Raw genomic sequence first — 13,871 nt, 5'->3', positions numbered from 1 at the left:
AATGCAAAACGTAAAATAGCCAATACCACTACAATCAACCCGATAAGGTAAATAATACTACGCATGGTTGTGTCCTTCACTTTGATTTCACGCCCCAACGCGGGATCACGCGCTCCGGTTCCATCAAATCTGCATCTTTTTGAAATTTTGTGTTTTTTCCGCGCTATCGTCGCGCAGCAGCAGGTATAGCGCCAGAATGGTCAGTAGAACGCCACCCCAGACCATTCCACCCGGCAGAGCATTGCCAAAGCCAAATTCCCATAGGATCACCCAGCTTGGTGTAAGATAGGTATAGGCCATCACCTTGGCCGAAGGCAGACGCAGCGCCGCGAATTGCAACAGAACCACCGTGGCCGCAGTGGCAAAGACCGCGACATATAGAATAGTGATCCAAACCAAAGGCCGCAGCGCACTCCAATCCGTTGCGCGGATATCCTGCCAACCGTACAGCCCCAGCAGTACCGTCCCCGCCAACAGCGTGCCAAAGGTGAACATCACCGCACTTTCACCTCGGTTTAGCCGCCGCACCATCGGCGTATAAAGCGCGTGGCTGATGCAACCGACGAAATAGATCGTCTCCCCCCGTCCAACATCGAATGCCAAAAGCGCCGGGAGGTCGCCGCGAAAGATCACCCAAAGCGCCCCGGCCCCGCCGATCGCAAGTGCCAGCGCCATGCGCGGCGTCATGATCTGCCGCATCAAAATCCATGCAAAGCCCGCCGCCATGATCGGGACGAGGGTAAAGACAGCCGCCGCAGCCACCGGGGGCGCGGTCTTCAACCCTTCAAACATCAGCACGAAATAGAGGGTGAACAGCCCCGCCAGCACGAAATACCGCCAAGGTGCTACAAAGCCCGCGCGGCTGATATCGCCCCGCCCCCACGCCAGCGCGCCAACCAATACCGTCGCCAAGGCAAAGCGCACTGCATTCAGCGCCGTCGGGGTGATCTCATTCGCCACCTGCGCCCCGAGCGAGAATGACCCTGCCACCAGCGCCGAAAAACACAGCATCGCCAGATGTCCCTGCGCCGAAGCGCTCAGTCGGGACATGTGACGGCATCCTCGGCATGGTCTTTGAGGAAACGCAGCACCGCCTGCACCTTGCTGGTCCGGTGCAGATCGACATGGGTGACCAGCCATAGGGCACTGCTCCAATCTGGACGTGGGGCGTGAATCTCGACCAACTGCGGATCATTGCGCCCCATGGCGGCGGGCAGGCCACCGATTCCTGCCCCCGCCCGCAGCGCCGCCTCCATCGCTGCGCCGCTGGTGCTGCGCCACGTCACGCTTTCCTCTGGCACCGTGGCCCAGAGCCACTTGTGATAGGGCGCGCGGCTGTCGCGGTTATCGGCAGCGATGAAGCGGTGTTTGTGGTAGTCCTCCGGCCCGTTCGGGATGCCGTATTGCGCCACATAGTCCCGGCTGGCATAGGCCCCCACCGCAAGCTGGGCATAGGGTTGCACCACATTGTCCGGCTGGTCCGGCGCGGCCCCTGCGCGGATGGCGACATGCGCTTCGCCGTACTCAAGGCGAAACAGTCGATCCCCGATCAGGTAACGCACGACCAACTCAGGGTTCTGGCGCTGGAACTCAGTCAACAATGGCGCCAGTTGCGGGGCAAGGAAATCAAGCGATGTAATCACCAATTCGCCCGACACATCACTGCCACGCCCCTTGATCCGCCCGGCCAACTGGCTGAACTGATCGTCCGTGGCCCGCGCCACCCGCAGCAGATCCTCGCCAGCCTCGGTCGCCGTGTAGCCGCGGGCGTGGCGCTGAAACAGCTTGACCCCCAGCCGCCCTTCCAGCGCGTCGATATGACGGATCACCGTCGCATGGTGGACTCCCAGTACCTCGGCCGCGCCGCTTACCGTGCCGAGCTGCGCAACCTGATAGGCCGTCCTGATCTCATCCCAATTGTCCATTCACTCACCCTGCCTTCCCGACTTGTGCATTTACGAACATGGTCACGCTCATTCTGGCAGTTGCGTTCGCGAGCACAATGGCCAATTCCATGTCATCAGATTTACCCTTGGAACAAGGACCAGCACCATGGCCACTCTGCGCATCGAAACTTCCGTGAACCGCGAAAACTCTGTCACCCGCAGGCTAACAGACCGCATCATTTCAACGCTCGGCGACAGTGACGTGGTGACCCGCGACATCGCCACCGAACCGCTGCCGCTGATCGATTCCACATGGGCCAGCGCCCGTGTAAAGCCCGCCGAAGAGCGCACAGCGCTGGATCAAGAAGCCCTCGCCCTGTCAGACGAACTGGTCGCCGAAGTGCAGGCCGCCGATACAATCGTCATCAGCGCGCCGATCTACAACTTCACCATTCCCGCGTCGCTAAAAGCGTGGATCGACCTGATCGCCCGCGTCGGCGTGACCTTTAACTACACCGCAGAAGGCCCCGTCGGCCTGCTGGAGAACAAGCGCGTGATCGTCGCCTTCGCCTCTGGCGGGACGGGCATCGATTCCGCCGCCGATTTCGCCAGCGGCTACCTGCGCTTTGTGCTGGGGTTCTTGGGCATCACCGATGTGACCTTTGTCGCGGCTGACCAATTGGCTATGGACGCCGAAGGCACCATCGCCCGCGCCAACGCCCAGATCGACGCGCTGCGCGACGCGGCCTAAGCAGCCCCGCGCTCAGAAACAGCCGCGTTCCGTCACCGGGGCGCGGCTTTTGCTTGGGCTAGCTTTTGCCGCCCGCCCTGCCCGGCTTGACTCGCGCCGCGCCAGCGCGTAAACGCCCCTCAATCTCCGGAAGCATTGCCTTCCGGTCCCGGCATGGCGTCGGGATCGCCCCCAGTCAGCGCGTTGCGCCCACTGGGGCATTTGTGCATTTTCGCGCGCGTCCTTAAGTAGGGGCAAGTGCAACCGACCCGAAAGGCCCTGTGCCCATGTTTGAAAATCTCAGCGAACGGCTCTCTGGTGTCTTTGACCGCCTGACCAAACAAGGCGCGCTCAGCGACGAAGATGTCAAAACCGCCCTGCGCGAAGTGCGCGTCGCCCTGCTGGAGGCTGACGTTTCGCTGCCCGTGGCGCGTGATTTTGTTAAAGCAGTGCAGGACAAGGCGACCGGCCAAGCGGTGACGAAATCGGTCACGCCCGGCCAGCAGGTTGTGAAGATCGTCCATGACGCGCTGATCGACACGCTGAAAGGCGAAGGCGAACCCGGCGCGCTCAAGATCGACAGCCCGCCCGCCCCGATCCTGATGGTTGGCCTACAGGGTGGCGGTAAGACGACCACCACCGCGAAACTGGCCAAGCGTTTGAAAGAGCGTGACGGCAAGCGCGTTCTGATGGCCTCGCTCGACGTGAACCGCCCGGCGGCAATGGAGCAGCTGGCGATTCTCGGCGTGCAGATCGGTGTCGACACGCTGCCGATCGTCAAGGGCGAGACCCCGGTGCAGATCGCCAAACGCGCCAAGACGCAGGCGGGTTTGGGCGGCTATGACGTCTATATGCTCGACACCGCGGGCCGCCTGTCTATCGACGAAGAGTTGATGCAGCAGGTCAAGGCCGTGCGCGACGTGGCCAATCCACGTGAAACATTGCTGGTCGTCGATGGGCTGACCGGCCAAGACGCCGTGCACACGGCCGAGAACTTTGACGAGCGTATCGGCATCACCGGTGTCGTGCTGACCCGGATGGACGGCGATGGCCGTGGCGGTGCGGCGCTGTCCATGCGTGCCGTCACCGGCAAGCCGATCAAATTCGTCGGCCTTGGCGAAAAGATGGACGCGCTCGAAACCTTCGAGCCCGAGCGCATCGCGGGCCGCATCCTTGGCATGGGCGACATCGTCGCGCTGGTCGAGAAGGCCCAAGAAACCATCGAGGCCGAACAGGCCGAGAAGATGATGAAGCGCATGGCGAAGGGTCAGTTCAACATGAACGACCTGAAGATGCAGCTTGAACAGATGATCAAGATGGGCGGCATGCAGGGCATGATGGGCATGATGCCCGGCATGGGGAAAATGGCGAAACAGGTCGAAGACGCCGGTTTCGACGACAAGGTCCTCAAGCAGCAGATCGCCCTCATTCAGTCCATGACCAAGAAAGAGCGCGCCAACCCTGCCCTGCTGCAGGCCAGCCGCAAGAAGCGTATCGCCAAGGGTGCCGGCATGGAGGTCTCCGACCTCAACAAGCTGATGAAGATGCACCGCCAGATGTCCGACATGATGAAGAAGATGGGCAAAATGGGCAAAGGCGGCATGCTCAAGCAGGCCATGAAAGGCATGATGGGCAAGGGCGGCATGCCCGGCGGCATGGACCCCTCCCAGATGGACCCCAAGGCGCTCGAAGCAGCGGCCAAGCAGATGGGCGGTAAGCTGCCCGGCGGTCTGGGCGGCATGGGCGGCGGCGGCATGGGCCTGCCCGGCGGCCTCAGCGGTTTCGGGAAAAAGAAATGACCGCGACCGATATGGATACCGCCGCTCGCGCCGCCGAGCTATTGAAAGAGCATCGCGCAAGCATCGACCGGCTCGACGCGATCCTCGTCTATACGCTGGGCGAACGGTTCAAACACACGCAGGCCGTGGGGAAACTCAAGGCTACACACGACCTTCCCCCGTCCGATCCGGCCCGCGAAGCGGCCCAGATCGAGCGGCTCGAAGATTTGGCGGAAGCAGCGGACCTAGACCCCGCATTCGCCAAGAAGTTCTTGAACTTCATCATCGCCGAAGTCATTCGGCACCACAAAACCCACCAAGAATAGGACGGCCTCCCGTCCCCCCAACCAACCTAAAGGATTACTCACCATGGCTATGAAAATTCGTCTCGCCCGCGGCGGCTCCAAAAAGCGCCCCTTCTACCGTATCGTTGCTGCTGACAGCCGCATGCCGCGCGATGGCCGCTTCATCGAGAAGCTGGGCACATACAACCCGCTGCTGCCCAAAGACAGCGAAGACCGCGTGAAAATGGACGTTGAAAAGATCGAAGCATGGATCGCCAAGGGCGCACAGCCGACCGAGCGCGTTGTCCGCATGCTGGAAGCCGCTGGCGTTCGCGAAAAGACCGAGCGTAACAACCCCAAAAAGGGCACACCGGGCAAGAAAGCCCAAGAGCGCGTGCAGGAAAAAGCCGACAAAGCCGCTGCCGCTGCCGAAGCTGCCAACGCACCTGCCGAAGAAGCTTCCGCAGAATAAGCCGCGAGCGCCCGGCATGGATGCATTCTCTGAAGACTTCCGTGCCGGGCTGCACGACCTGATGCGATGGCGGCGCGACGTGCGCCGCTTTCGCACAGACCCGCTGGACGAGGCGCTGGTGCAAACCTGCCTCGACAGCTGCACCCTCGCCCCTTCTGTGGGCCTGTCGGAACCATGGCGGATTATCCGCGTGCAATCTGACACCGCGCGCCGAGCCGCGCTTGAGAATTTCGAGACAGCCAATGCCCGCGCCCTTGCCGGATATGACGGCGAGAAGGCCGCGCTTTATGCCGGGCTCAAGCTTTCGGGCATGAGCGATGCGCCCGAGCAATTGGCGGTTTACTGTGATGACAGCACCGACAAGGGCAGCGGCCTTGGTGCCGGGACAATGCCCGAGATGCGCCGCTATTCCGTGGTGGGTGCGATCAACTATCTATGGCTCACCGCCCGCGCCCATGGCCTTGGGCTGGGCTGGGTTTCCGTGCTTGACCCTGCGCGGCTGAACCGTGATCTTGCCGTTCCAAGGGACTGGTCGCTGGTGGCCTATCTTTGCATGGGCTGGCCCGAAGACAACAGCCTGACGCCGGAACTGGAAACCAAGGGCTGGGAGACCCGCGCCCCAAGCCTGAAGATCGAGACCCGTTGATGAGAAAACTACTGTTCCTTGTGACCGTGCTGGTACTCGGCTTTGTCCTTGGCATCCGCTATGACCGGCAGTTAATGCAGGACGAATGCAAAACCGGTGCCGGGGAATGGACCGGGACGATCTGTGTCAATTCGGAGTTGTTGCAATGAGTGACCAAGACCTGATCTGCGTCGGTGCCATCGCGGGCGCTTACGGCGTGCGCGGCGAAGTGCGCGTAAAAAGCTACTGTGCTGTGCCCGAAGACATTGAAGACTACCGCCCGCTGAGCACCGAGGATGGCAGCCGGACCTTCACCCTTGCTCTGCTGCACCCGGTCAAGAACGGCTTTGCCGCCCGCATCGCCGAGATCACCACCAAGGAAGAGGCCGACGACATGCGCGGTGTCTCTCTCTTTGCGGCGCGCGACCAACTGCCAAGCCTGCCGGATGATGAATTCTACCACGCCGATCTGATCGGACTTGAGGTCTATGATACTGGCGGCACACTGCTGGGGCGGGTGAAGACCGTACAGAACCACGGTGCCGATGATCTGTTGGAGTTGCAACTGGCGGGCACCTCTGCCACCACCTTCCTGCCTTTCACCAAGGCCGCCGTGCCGACTGTTGATCTTGCCTCAGGCCGTATCGTCGCCGACCCGCCCCTGGGCGTGTTGCCGGATGGTACGGATGGCTGAGACCGGAGCCGGATGATGCCCCGCCGGATCATCCTGCACCCCGGCTTTCACAAGACCGGGACCAGTTCCCTTCAGGCCACCCTCCGCGCCAACCGCACCGCCTTGAAACCCCATATCGCGCTGCGCTTGCGCTGGCATATGAAAGACCTGCTGCACGCCACGCGTGGCTATTCCACATGGCGCGATCCGCTGTCGCTGTTGAAAGCCGAACATCGGTTCGAGACCCTAATCGACGGCCTGCCCCAGATGCTGGGCCGCACGTTGATCCTCTCGGCTGAGGAGTTGGCGGGCCACCTGCCGGGTCGGGGCGATTTGGCCGATTACAGCGCCGCACCCGAGTTGCTGGAGATCTTCATCCGCAGCCTGCGCCAGCGTTTTCCCCAAGCCGAGATTATAGTCTACCTCTCCACCCGAGCCCCGGCGGACTGGATCGCCTCGGCCTATTGGGAGCATGTCAAAGCCTCGTCGATGACGCTCAACCTTGCTGACTTTACTGCCCGCTATGCCCCGGCGGCGGACTTAAACGCGATGGTTCAAGAGATCACCCACCGCCTACCCTGCCCGGTGCACCATACACGGCTGGAGGATTGCCGCGATCTGCCGCTCGGGCCTGCGACTCCGCTCCTCGGCCTATGTGAGCTACCGCAAGACCTTTTGAAGCAGTTAACCCTGCCACCGCCCGCAAACCAACGCTTGCCTGCGGATCTTTTGCAGGCTCTGCTTGACGCCAACCGCCGACACGCCGATGACCCTCAGGCGCGCCGCCGCGCCAAGACCGCCCTACTGACACAGGCAGGAACCGCATGAAACCCACCCGCTCCCACGGACGCCAAAGCGCACGCCCCAGCATGAAACCTCGTGCCCTGCTGCAAGATACGCCCGATTACGCTGATGTCTGGCAGGCGCGGATCGTCACGCTGTTTCCCGATCTCTTCCCCGGGGTGCTGGGGGCCAGTCTGACCGGAAAGGCGTTGCAAGACGGGCGCTGGCAGCTGCACACCCATGACCTGCGTGATTTTGGCATTGGCAAGCACCGCAATGTCGACGACACCCCCGCAGGCGGCGGGGCGGGCATGGTGATGCGCGCTGATGTGGTTGGCCCGGCCTTGGCCCGCGCACAAAGCCATGCGCATGGGCGCTGGCCGATCCTTTATATGTCACCGCGCGGGCGACGGTTCGATCAGGCAATGGCGCGCGATCTGGCCGATTGCGCAGGTGTCACCATGCTCTGCGGGCGGTTTGAGGGCGTGGACGAACGGGTGATCGAGCATTTCGGCATCACCGAGGTCAGTTTGGGCGATTTCGTCATGACGGGCGGCGAACTGGCAGCCCAAGCGATGATTGATGCCACCGTGCGCCTTTTGCCCGGCGTTTTGGGCAATGCCGAGAGCATCGAAGAAGAAAGCCATGCCTCGGGACTTCTGGAACACCCGCAATACACCCGCCCCGCCGAATGGGAGGGGCGCGAGATTCCCCCCGTTCTGATGTCTGGCAACCATGGCGAGATCGCCAAATGGCGGCAGGCGCAGGCCGAAGACCTGACCCGCAGCCGCCGTCCCGACATGTGGGCGGCGCGTGAGAGCAAAGACTAGGCACGCGGAACCCGCCCCCGCGCGGCGCGTTGATCCCCCATATTGGAGGGAGAAACCAAATGCTTGAACTTATTCTCATTCTGCTGATTGTCGCCGCTGTGGCGGCTCTCTTGGGCTTTGGCCGTGTGTCGGGGGCTGCGATGACCGGAGCAAAAGTGCTGATCGGCATCGTGTTGGTGCTTTTCCTGCTCGTTGTCTTGGGCGTGATTGCGCTGGCCTGACGCGCTGAGCTTCAAAACTGGGGATCAAGGCGGCGAGAGCCCCCTTGATCCTTTAACGATTGCCCCCTATACCCCGCGCATCCGGAATCGCTTTGGCGGCTCCGGTGCTTTGCGTTACGGCGCAAGCGAATAAAGCAATGACGACGATACCTCCGGCGGGGGCCCTGTCATCTTACGATCACAGCGCTGCCCGACAGAACCCGAAGCTCTGGGTCGCGACATAATTTCGTGGAATACCGCGAACATCATAGGAGATAGGTCAGATGAACCTGATCGCAGAGATCGAGGCGGAACAAGTCGCCGAACTGGGGAAAGAGATCCCCGACTTCCGTGCCGGTGATACCATTCGTGTTGGCTTTAAAGTCACCGAAGGCACCCGCACCCGTGTGCAGAACTACGAAGGCGTCTGCATTTCGCGCAAAAACGGCCACGGCATTGCCGGGTCTTTCACTGTGCGCAAAATTTCCTTTGGCGAAGGCGTGGAGCGTGTGTTCCCGCTGCATTCGACCAACATCGACAGCATCACCGTTGTGCGCCGTGGCCGCGTGCGTCGCGCCAAGCTGTACTACCTGCGCAGCCGTCGCGGCAAATCCGCACGTATTGTCGAAAACGCCCACTACAAGCCGCTCTCGGGCGCGAAAGCTTAAAGGACAGGTCGATGAAAGCCGATACACATCCCGAATACCACATCATCAACGTCAAAATGACCGACGGCACTGTTGTGGAAATGAAATCGACATGGGGCAAAGAAGGCGACCAGCTGTCGCTTGACATCGACCCCTCCGTGCACCCCGCGTGGACAGGCGGCACTGGCCGTATCATGGACACCGGCGGCCGCGTGTCGAAGTTCAAGAACAAATACGCTGGTCTGGGCTTCTAAACCTTTTCCGTCGTTACGAAAACAAAGGCGCGGCCCCTGCGGGTCGCGCCTTTTGCGTTCTAAAGATCTTGTTGGGATGGGGGCGAGACCGGGCGTTTGGGGCTAGGGTTGTGCACGGTATTTGTGAAAGGATGAATGGAGGGGGGACAGCGTGCGGAATAAAGCAGGCGCGTGTTTGGTTGCGTGGGTTACAGGCGGCGTTCTTGCAGGGCGGCTTGGGCACCAAAGCCGTGAAGATGGGACAGCACCGCGCCGTAGGCAATCAGCAGATAGGCCAGAAGTTCAGTACCTTCTTGGACAGTGGTTTTGACCTGCGGATCATAGGCCGCTCCCATCACTGCTTCCCACAAGGTGCTGGTACCGAAAGTGCGCGAGAAGAACAGCAACAGCACCACGCCAATATAGACAAAGGTGGCAGAACGGGTTTGTAGATGATGCAGCATCGGCAGAAGCGTGGTGCCCCGGTTGCACCAAGCCACGAAGGTGCCGACCGCCAGCGTCGCAAGCGCGGGATAGAGCCAGAAACCATGCCGGATTCGATCCAGCGCCGCGTCATACTCTCGTAGAAACATGCAGGCAAAGAGGGTTGCCGCCAATGCAAGATAGCCCCGCATCGCAATGTTTTGATAGGCACCCAACACAAAAATGCCCGCGGCGATGGCCAAAAGGGTATTGTGCAGATGCTCGGTCAGGGAGTCTTCGGTGACACCTTCGCCCCATACCGCTGTATCAAGGTAGACAGTGACCGGCACCAGCGCCACCAAAACGCAGACCAGCACCAATTCAGCAAATACCGCGCCCAGCGAGGGCAATACGCCGCGGACGGGGGCAGCTTTGGGGGCGCTTGGTTTGCCGGGAGTGTTTTTTACCATGGGGTGCCTCGCCTTAACGCTTGCTTGGGGCCACCCCTGAGGGGCAGCGAAGAGCGGTGGTACACCGCCGGTCCTACCTTGAAAATAGCGTAAATGTACGTGATGTCCAAAAGCGGCAGTGCGGCCACGGTCGGGCCGAACTCGCGGCCTCACCACTTTCCAAAGTTGTGAACCCTACATATAGTGCGGTTCAACAATATTCTGCATGAACGGCAGGCGCGAAGGGACAGCAGTATGGCGCATATCATCGTCGTCGGTAACGAAAAGGGCGGCGCAGGCAAATCGACCGTTTCCATGCATGTGGCAACGGCGCTGGCGCGACTTGGGCATAAGGTCAGCGGGTTGGACCTTGACCTGCGGCAACGGACCTTTGGCCGCTATATTGAGAACCGCCGCGATTTCATGCGCGAGTCTGGTCTGACGCTGGCAAGCCCTACATTGTGTGAGCTACCGGATGTAGAGGCCAGCACCCTACGCCCCGGTGAGAACATGTATGATCACCGTCTGAGCGCCGCCGTGGCGGAGCTGGAACCGGACAATGATTTCATCCTGATCGACTGCCCTGGTTCGCACACGCGCCTGAGCCAAGTCGCTCATTCGCTCGCCGATACGCTGATCACGCCGCTAAACGACAGTTTCATCGATTTTGACCTTTTGGCTCATATCGACGCCAATGGGGAAAAAATCACCGGGCCGTCTGTTTATTCCGAAATGGTCTGGAATGCGCGGCAATTGCGTGCGCAGGCGGGGCTTACTGCCATTGACTGGGTCGTAGTGCGCAACCGTTTGGGTGCGCAGCGCATGGTCAACAAGGAAAAGATGGAGCGGGCGATTGGCAACCTCAGCAAGCGGATCGGATTCCGCACCGCGCCGGGGTTCAATGAGCGTGTGATCTTCCGCGAGCTGTTTCCGCGCGGGTTGACTCTGCTTGACCTCAAAGACATCGGGGTGAAGCAGTTGAACATCTCAAACATCGCCGCGCGGCAAGAACTGCGCGATCTGATCAAAGCGCTGGATCTGCCGGGCGTCACCGCCGACTTTTAAGGTTAGTGGTGAGGTAGCGGCGGCACCACGCGGCGGCGGCGCGCGAGGGCGACGAGGTTCGATAAAAACAGAGCGCCCACCACAATCACCCCGCCAATCAATGCATAGATGCCCGGGTCTTCGTCCAGCACGGCCCAGACGAGCAGCGGAGCAAGCACGGATTCCAAAAGCACCAGCAGGCCCACTTCGGCGCTTGAAATATAACGCGGGCCAAGCGCGATAAGCCCAGCACTGGCCGCCATGAAGATAGCATAGAGCAGCATCTGCGGCAGTTCCTCTACCGGCATCTGCAAAGGTTGTGCCACGGGAAGCAGCGCCAACCCCGCCAGCAGATAGGCCAGCGCAACCGCCGGCACCATGGAGACCGCCCGCGCATGCCGCGCCGCTGTCAGCGCACCCGCGAAGATTGCCGAGATCGCCAATGCCAAGAGATCGCCCGCGCGCGACGCATTTTCGGTCTCGCCTGATCCAAAAGCGATTACTGCCAGCCCGGCGAGCACCGCCGCAATGGTAAAGAACATGCGGCGGGTGATCGGCTCCCCCAAAAAGACCCTGCTGTAGATCGCGGCAAAGACTGGGAGGGAGGCAAGGATAAACACCACATTCGCCACCGACGTCAGCCGCACCGCCAACACGAACCCCACGCCTGCGCAGGCGACTCCGCCAACATAGATCGCACTGGCCCATCCGGCGCACCGCAAAGCGCGGAAGGGGGCGGTGCCCTGCGCCAACAACAGCCCCGTGCCAATTGCCAGCCCCACCAATGTGACCTTCCAAAAAGCCAGCGTCAGCATAGGCGCATCGATGACCCGCACGAAAAGCGCTTCGGGAACGATGCACATCACCCCGAGAAAGGTGAGCAGGAGGCCTTTGGTTTGATCGGTCATGCGCCATCGGTGGCGTTTTCCGCCGCCTAAGTAAAGCCCCCCGGACCTGCCTCTGATAATTTGAGCAGCGCCCGCCGCAGCACCTCGGCCTCGGCGGGATCAAGTGCATCCATCAATGCCGCATCATAGCGCCGTGCCACTGCGCGCAGATCGTCATAAGCGGCTTGGCCCTGCCGGGTCAGCGACAGATATTCAACCCGGCGGTCATCCTCATTGCGAGTGCGGTCAACGAAGCGGCGCTCATTCAAACGGTGCACGGCGCGGCTGATCTTGGTTTTATGCATCCGTGCACGCTGGCCGATGTCGCTCGCCGTGAGACGCCCATAGAGGCCAAGATGAAACAGCACCCGCCACTCTGTACGCAGCATGCCGTAGCGATCCTTATAGATCTGCTGAAACTCCAGAGAGGACGCCTCTGCCGCTTGGTTTAGAAGATAGGGCAGGAATTGCTGCAATTGAAATTCGTCAGTTTTCATATCACGCCGCTTGTTAGTTACAAATACAACTATTACAGTTGCAACAGATTCCGCAAGGGGGTGCAGATGACCAACAATTCAAAGCCATCGACGATGACAACCGCGGCCACCACCTCGGGTACGCATCCGGGCTACATGCCCGGTTTCGGCAATGATTTCGAAACCGAAGCCCTGCCCGGCGCCCTGCCGCAGGGCATGAACTCCCCGCAGAAATGCAACTACGGGCTCTATGGCGAACAGCTTTCCGGCACGGCTTTTACCGCGCCCTCTCATCAGAACGAGCGTACGTGGTGCTACCGCATCCGGCCCTCGGTCAAACATTCGTCGCGCTACACGCGGATCGACCTGCGCTATTGGAAGTCCGCGCCGCATCAGCCGCAGGATGTGACCAGCCTTGGCCAATACCGCTGGGATCCGGTGCCGCATTCCGACACGCCGCTGACTTGGCTGAACGGCATGCGCACGATGACCACGGCGGGGGATGTGAACACCCAAGTCGGCATGGCAAGCCATATCTATCTGGTGACCGAGAGCATGGTGGACAGCTATTTCTACTCTGCCGACAGCGAGCTTTTGATCGTCCCGCAGGAGGGCTGCTTGCGCTTTTGCACCGAGTTGGGTGTCATGGACGTCGCCCCGCAGGAGATCGCCATCATCCCGCGCGGGCTGGTCTACCGTGTCGAGGTGCTGGACGGCCCCGCGCGCGGCTTTGTCTGTGAGAACTACGGCCAGAAATTCCACCTGCCAGCCCGCGGCCCGATCGGCGCCAACTGCATGGCGAACCCGCGTGATTTCAAGACTCCCGTGGCGGCTTTTGAAGACCGCGAGGTGCCCTCCACCGTCATCATCAAATGGTGCGGCCAGTTCCACGAGACCCATATCGGGCATTCGCCGCTCGACGTGGTGGCATGGCATGGCAATTACGCGCCGGTGAAATACGACCTGAACACCTATTGCCCCGTGGGCGCCGTGCTGTTCGATCACCCAGACCCGTCAATCTTCACCGTGCTGACCGCGCCTTCGGGCGTCGAAGGCACTGCCAATATCGACTTCGTGCTGTTCCGCGACCGTTGGATGGTGGCCGAAGATACCTTCCGCCCGCCGTGGTACCACAAGAACATCATGTCTGAGCTAATGGGCAATATCCACGGTCAGTATGACGCCAAGCCCAAGGGTTTCATCCCCGGCGGGATGTCTCTGCACAATATGATGCTGCCGCATGGGCCGGACCGGAATGCCTTCGAAGGGGCGTCAAACGCCGAGCTTGCTCCGCATAAGCTCGACAACACGATGTCCTTCATGTTCGAGACTCGCTTCCCGCAGCATCTGACCGAATTCGCCGCCAAAGAAGCGCCCCTGCAGGATGACTACATCGACTGCTGGGAGAGCCTTGAGAAGAAATTCGACGGCACACCGGGCAAGAAGTGACC

The 13,871-nt window shown here is 60.9% G+C and carries 19 protein-coding genes; 14 read left to right on the top strand and 5 right to left on the bottom strand.

From position 1 onward, the window contains the following. Nucleotides 1-123: 123 nt before the first annotated feature. Complete coding sequence (locus tag ACSQ16_RS04195; RefSeq protein WP_243261562.1) at nucleotides 124-1,050, bottom strand: DMT family transporter; 927 nt, start codon at nucleotides 1,048-1,050, stop codon at nucleotides 124-126. Further along, nucleotides 1,038-1,925 (bottom strand): LysR family transcriptional regulator, encoded by an 888-nt coding sequence (locus ACSQ16_RS04190; RefSeq protein ID WP_243261563.1) that lies wholly within the window; start codon nucleotides 1,923-1,925, stop codon nucleotides 1,038-1,040. The genes ACSQ16_RS04195 and ACSQ16_RS04190 overlap by 13 nt, the downstream gene beginning before the upstream one ends. A 127-nt stretch (nucleotides 1,926-2,052) precedes the next feature. Here ACSQ16_RS04190 and ACSQ16_RS04185 point away from each other — a divergent pair, with 127 nt between their 5' ends. The 12 genes from ACSQ16_RS04185 to rpmE all read left to right on the top strand — a co-directional run bounded on the left by ACSQ16_RS04185 (nucleotide 2,053) and on the right by rpmE (nucleotide 9,162). After that, complete coding sequence (locus ACSQ16_RS04185) at nucleotides 2,053-2,637, top strand: FMN-dependent NADH-azoreductase (protein ID WP_243261564.1); 585 nt, start codon at nucleotides 2,053-2,055, stop codon at nucleotides 2,635-2,637. A gap of 266 nt (nucleotides 2,638-2,903) precedes the next feature. Further along, on the top strand, nucleotides 2,904-4,415 hold the full coding sequence (gene ffh, locus ACSQ16_RS04180) for a signal recognition particle protein (protein ID WP_243261565.1): 1,512 nt from the start codon (nucleotides 2,904-2,906) through the stop codon (nucleotides 4,413-4,415). Then, nucleotides 4,412-4,720, top strand: a complete 309-nt coding sequence (locus ACSQ16_RS04175) for a chorismate mutase (RefSeq protein WP_093927306.1) — start codon at nucleotides 4,412-4,414, stop codon at nucleotides 4,718-4,720. Before ffh ends, ACSQ16_RS04175 begins: the two co-directional genes overlap by 4 nt. 43 nt (nucleotides 4,721-4,763) lie before the next feature. Further along, the gene (rpsP, locus tag ACSQ16_RS04170; protein ID WP_093927307.1) at nucleotides 4,764-5,150 is read left to right on the top strand and encodes a 30S ribosomal protein S16; all 387 of its coding nucleotides are present in this window, start codon (nucleotides 4,764-4,766) and stop codon (nucleotides 5,148-5,150) included. Nucleotides 5,151-5,166: 16 nt separating this feature from the next. Next, nucleotides 5,167-5,796, top strand: coding sequence for a 5,6-dimethylbenzimidazole synthase (gene bluB, locus ACSQ16_RS04165; protein WP_243261566.1), 630 nt, complete (start codon nucleotides 5,167-5,169; stop codon nucleotides 5,794-5,796). Next, on the top strand, nucleotides 5,796-5,945 hold the full coding sequence (locus ACSQ16_RS04160; RefSeq protein ID WP_243261567.1) for a hypothetical protein: 150 nt from the start codon (nucleotides 5,796-5,798) through the stop codon (nucleotides 5,943-5,945). The genes bluB and ACSQ16_RS04160 overlap by 1 nt, the downstream gene beginning before the upstream one ends. After that, the gene (gene rimM / locus ACSQ16_RS04155) at nucleotides 5,942-6,469 is read left to right on the top strand and encodes a ribosome maturation factor RimM (RefSeq protein WP_243261568.1); all 528 of its coding nucleotides are present in this window, start codon (nucleotides 5,942-5,944) and stop codon (nucleotides 6,467-6,469) included. Before ACSQ16_RS04160 ends, rimM begins: the two co-directional genes overlap by 4 nt. Nucleotides 6,470-6,484: 15 nt before the next feature. After that, nucleotides 6,485-7,276, top strand: a complete 792-nt coding sequence (locus tag ACSQ16_RS04150) for a sulfotransferase (protein WP_243261569.1) — start codon at nucleotides 6,485-6,487, stop codon at nucleotides 7,274-7,276. A 41-nt stretch (nucleotides 7,277-7,317) separates the two neighbouring features. Further along, nucleotides 7,318-8,061 carry a tRNA (guanosine(37)-N1)-methyltransferase TrmD gene (trmD, locus tag ACSQ16_RS04145; RefSeq protein ID WP_243261570.1) on the top strand — a complete coding sequence of 248 codons (744 nt, stop codon included), beginning with the start codon at nucleotides 7,318-7,320 and terminating at the stop codon, nucleotides 8,059-8,061. A 59-nt stretch (nucleotides 8,062-8,120) separates the two neighbouring features. After that, the gene (locus tag ACSQ16_RS04140; RefSeq protein WP_082849512.1) at nucleotides 8,121-8,282 is read left to right on the top strand and encodes a DUF1328 family protein; all 162 of its coding nucleotides are present in this window, start codon (nucleotides 8,121-8,123) and stop codon (nucleotides 8,280-8,282) included. A gap of 263 nt (nucleotides 8,283-8,545) precedes the next feature. Beyond that, entirely contained in the window at nucleotides 8,546-8,929 is a 384-nt protein-coding gene (rplS, locus tag ACSQ16_RS04135; protein WP_243261571.1) for a 50S ribosomal protein L19, read from the top strand. 11 nt (nucleotides 8,930-8,940) lie between these two features. After that, a complete protein-coding gene (rpmE, locus tag ACSQ16_RS04130; protein WP_093738122.1) occupies nucleotides 8,941-9,162 on the top strand; it encodes a 50S ribosomal protein L31 in 222 nt (73 codons plus the stop codon). A gap of 188 nt (nucleotides 9,163-9,350) precedes the next feature. On the opposite strand, the gene ACSQ16_RS04125 is transcribed toward rpmE, so the two are convergent. Beyond that, nucleotides 9,351-10,034 carry a hypothetical protein gene (locus ACSQ16_RS04125; RefSeq protein WP_243261572.1) on the bottom strand — a complete coding sequence of 228 codons (684 nt, stop codon included), beginning with the start codon at nucleotides 10,032-10,034 and terminating at the stop codon, nucleotides 9,351-9,353. 234 nt (nucleotides 10,035-10,268) lie between these two features. On the opposite strand from ACSQ16_RS04125, the gene ACSQ16_RS04120 reads away from it, so the two are divergent. Continuing rightward, nucleotides 10,269-11,078, top strand: coding sequence for a division plane positioning ATPase MipZ (locus tag ACSQ16_RS04120; protein WP_243261573.1), 810 nt, complete (start codon nucleotides 10,269-10,271; stop codon nucleotides 11,076-11,078). A 2-nt stretch (nucleotides 11,079-11,080) separates the two neighbouring features. On the opposite strand, the gene ACSQ16_RS04115 is transcribed toward ACSQ16_RS04120, so the two are convergent. Continuing rightward, the gene (locus ACSQ16_RS04115; protein ID WP_243261574.1) at nucleotides 11,081-11,965 is read right to left on the bottom strand and encodes a DMT family transporter; all 885 of its coding nucleotides are present in this window, start codon (nucleotides 11,963-11,965) and stop codon (nucleotides 11,081-11,083) included. Nucleotides 11,966-11,991: 26 nt separating this feature from the next. Beyond that, a complete protein-coding gene (locus ACSQ16_RS04110) occupies nucleotides 11,992-12,441 on the bottom strand; it encodes a MarR family winged helix-turn-helix transcriptional regulator (protein ID WP_093927315.1) in 450 nt (149 codons plus the stop codon). A 66-nt stretch (nucleotides 12,442-12,507) separates the two neighbouring features. On the opposite strand from ACSQ16_RS04110, the gene hmgA reads away from it, so the two are divergent. Continuing rightward, complete coding sequence (gene hmgA / locus ACSQ16_RS04105) at nucleotides 12,508-13,869, top strand: homogentisate 1,2-dioxygenase (RefSeq protein WP_394805057.1); 1,362 nt, start codon at nucleotides 12,508-12,510, stop codon at nucleotides 13,867-13,869. The last annotated feature ends 2 nt before the right edge of the window (nucleotides 13,870-13,871 follow it).

The organism is Sulfitobacter sp. SH24 (assembly GCF_965641895.1).
In the GTDB taxonomy this organism is placed as follows: Bacteria; Pseudomonadota; Alphaproteobacteria; order Rhodobacterales; family Rhodobacteraceae; genus Sulfitobacter; species Sulfitobacter dubius.
Note: the sequence above shows the minus strand (reverse complement) of the source record. Positions and strands in the feature narration are given on the sequence as shown.

Bases quoted from the DNA above. Each gene is read 5' to 3' on its own strand.
- ACSQ16_RS04185 (WP_243261564.1), top strand. From the start codon at position 2,053: ATGGCCACTCTGCGCATCGAAACTTCCGTGAACCGCGAAAACTCTGTC.
- rplS (WP_243261571.1), top strand. From the start codon at position 8,546: ATGAACCTGATCGCAGAGATCGAGGCGGAACAAGTCGCCGAACTGGGG.
- ACSQ16_RS04115 (WP_243261574.1), bottom strand. From the start codon at position 11,965: ATGACCGATCAAACCAAAGGCCTCCTGCTCACCTTTCTCGGGGTGATG.
- bluB (WP_243261566.1), top strand. From the start codon at position 5,167: ATGGATGCATTCTCTGAAGACTTCCGTGCCGGGCTGCACGACCTGATG.
- ACSQ16_RS04190 (WP_243261563.1), bottom strand. From the start codon at position 1,925: ATGGACAATTGGGATGAGATCAGGACGGCCTATCAGGTTGCGCAGCTC.
- ACSQ16_RS04160 (WP_243261567.1), top strand. From the start codon at position 5,796: ATGAGAAAACTACTGTTCCTTGTGACCGTGCTGGTACTCGGCTTTGTC.
- rpsP (WP_093927307.1), top strand. From the start codon at position 4,764: ATGGCTATGAAAATTCGTCTCGCCCGCGGCGGCTCCAAAAAGCGCCCC.
- ACSQ16_RS04120 (WP_243261573.1), top strand. From the start codon at position 10,269: ATGGCGCATATCATCGTCGTCGGTAACGAAAAGGGCGGCGCAGGCAAA.
- trmD (WP_243261570.1), top strand. From the start codon at position 7,318: ATGAAACCTCGTGCCCTGCTGCAAGATACGCCCGATTACGCTGATGTC.
- ffh (WP_243261565.1), top strand. From the start codon at position 2,904: ATGTTTGAAAATCTCAGCGAACGGCTCTCTGGTGTCTTTGACCGCCTG.
- ACSQ16_RS04110 (WP_093927315.1), bottom strand. From the start codon at position 12,441: ATGAAAACTGACGAATTTCAATTGCAGCAATTCCTGCCCTATCTTCTA.
- ACSQ16_RS04150 (WP_243261569.1), top strand. From the start codon at position 6,485: ATGCCCCGCCGGATCATCCTGCACCCCGGCTTTCACAAGACCGGGACC.
- hmgA (WP_394805057.1), top strand. From the start codon at position 12,508: ATGACCAACAATTCAAAGCCATCGACGATGACAACCGCGGCCACCACC.
- rpmE (WP_093738122.1), top strand. From the start codon at position 8,941: ATGAAAGCCGATACACATCCCGAATACCACATCATCAACGTCAAAATG.
- rimM (WP_243261568.1), top strand. From the start codon at position 5,942: ATGAGTGACCAAGACCTGATCTGCGTCGGTGCCATCGCGGGCGCTTAC.
- ACSQ16_RS04195 (WP_243261562.1), bottom strand. From the start codon at position 1,050: ATGTCCCGACTGAGCGCTTCGGCGCAGGGACATCTGGCGATGCTGTGT.
- ACSQ16_RS04125 (WP_243261572.1), bottom strand. From the start codon at position 10,034: ATGGTAAAAAACACTCCCGGCAAACCAAGCGCCCCCAAAGCTGCCCCC.
- ACSQ16_RS04140 (WP_082849512.1), top strand. From the start codon at position 8,121: ATGCTTGAACTTATTCTCATTCTGCTGATTGTCGCCGCTGTGGCGGCT.
- ACSQ16_RS04175 (WP_093927306.1), top strand. From the start codon at position 4,412: ATGACCGCGACCGATATGGATACCGCCGCTCGCGCCGCCGAGCTATTG.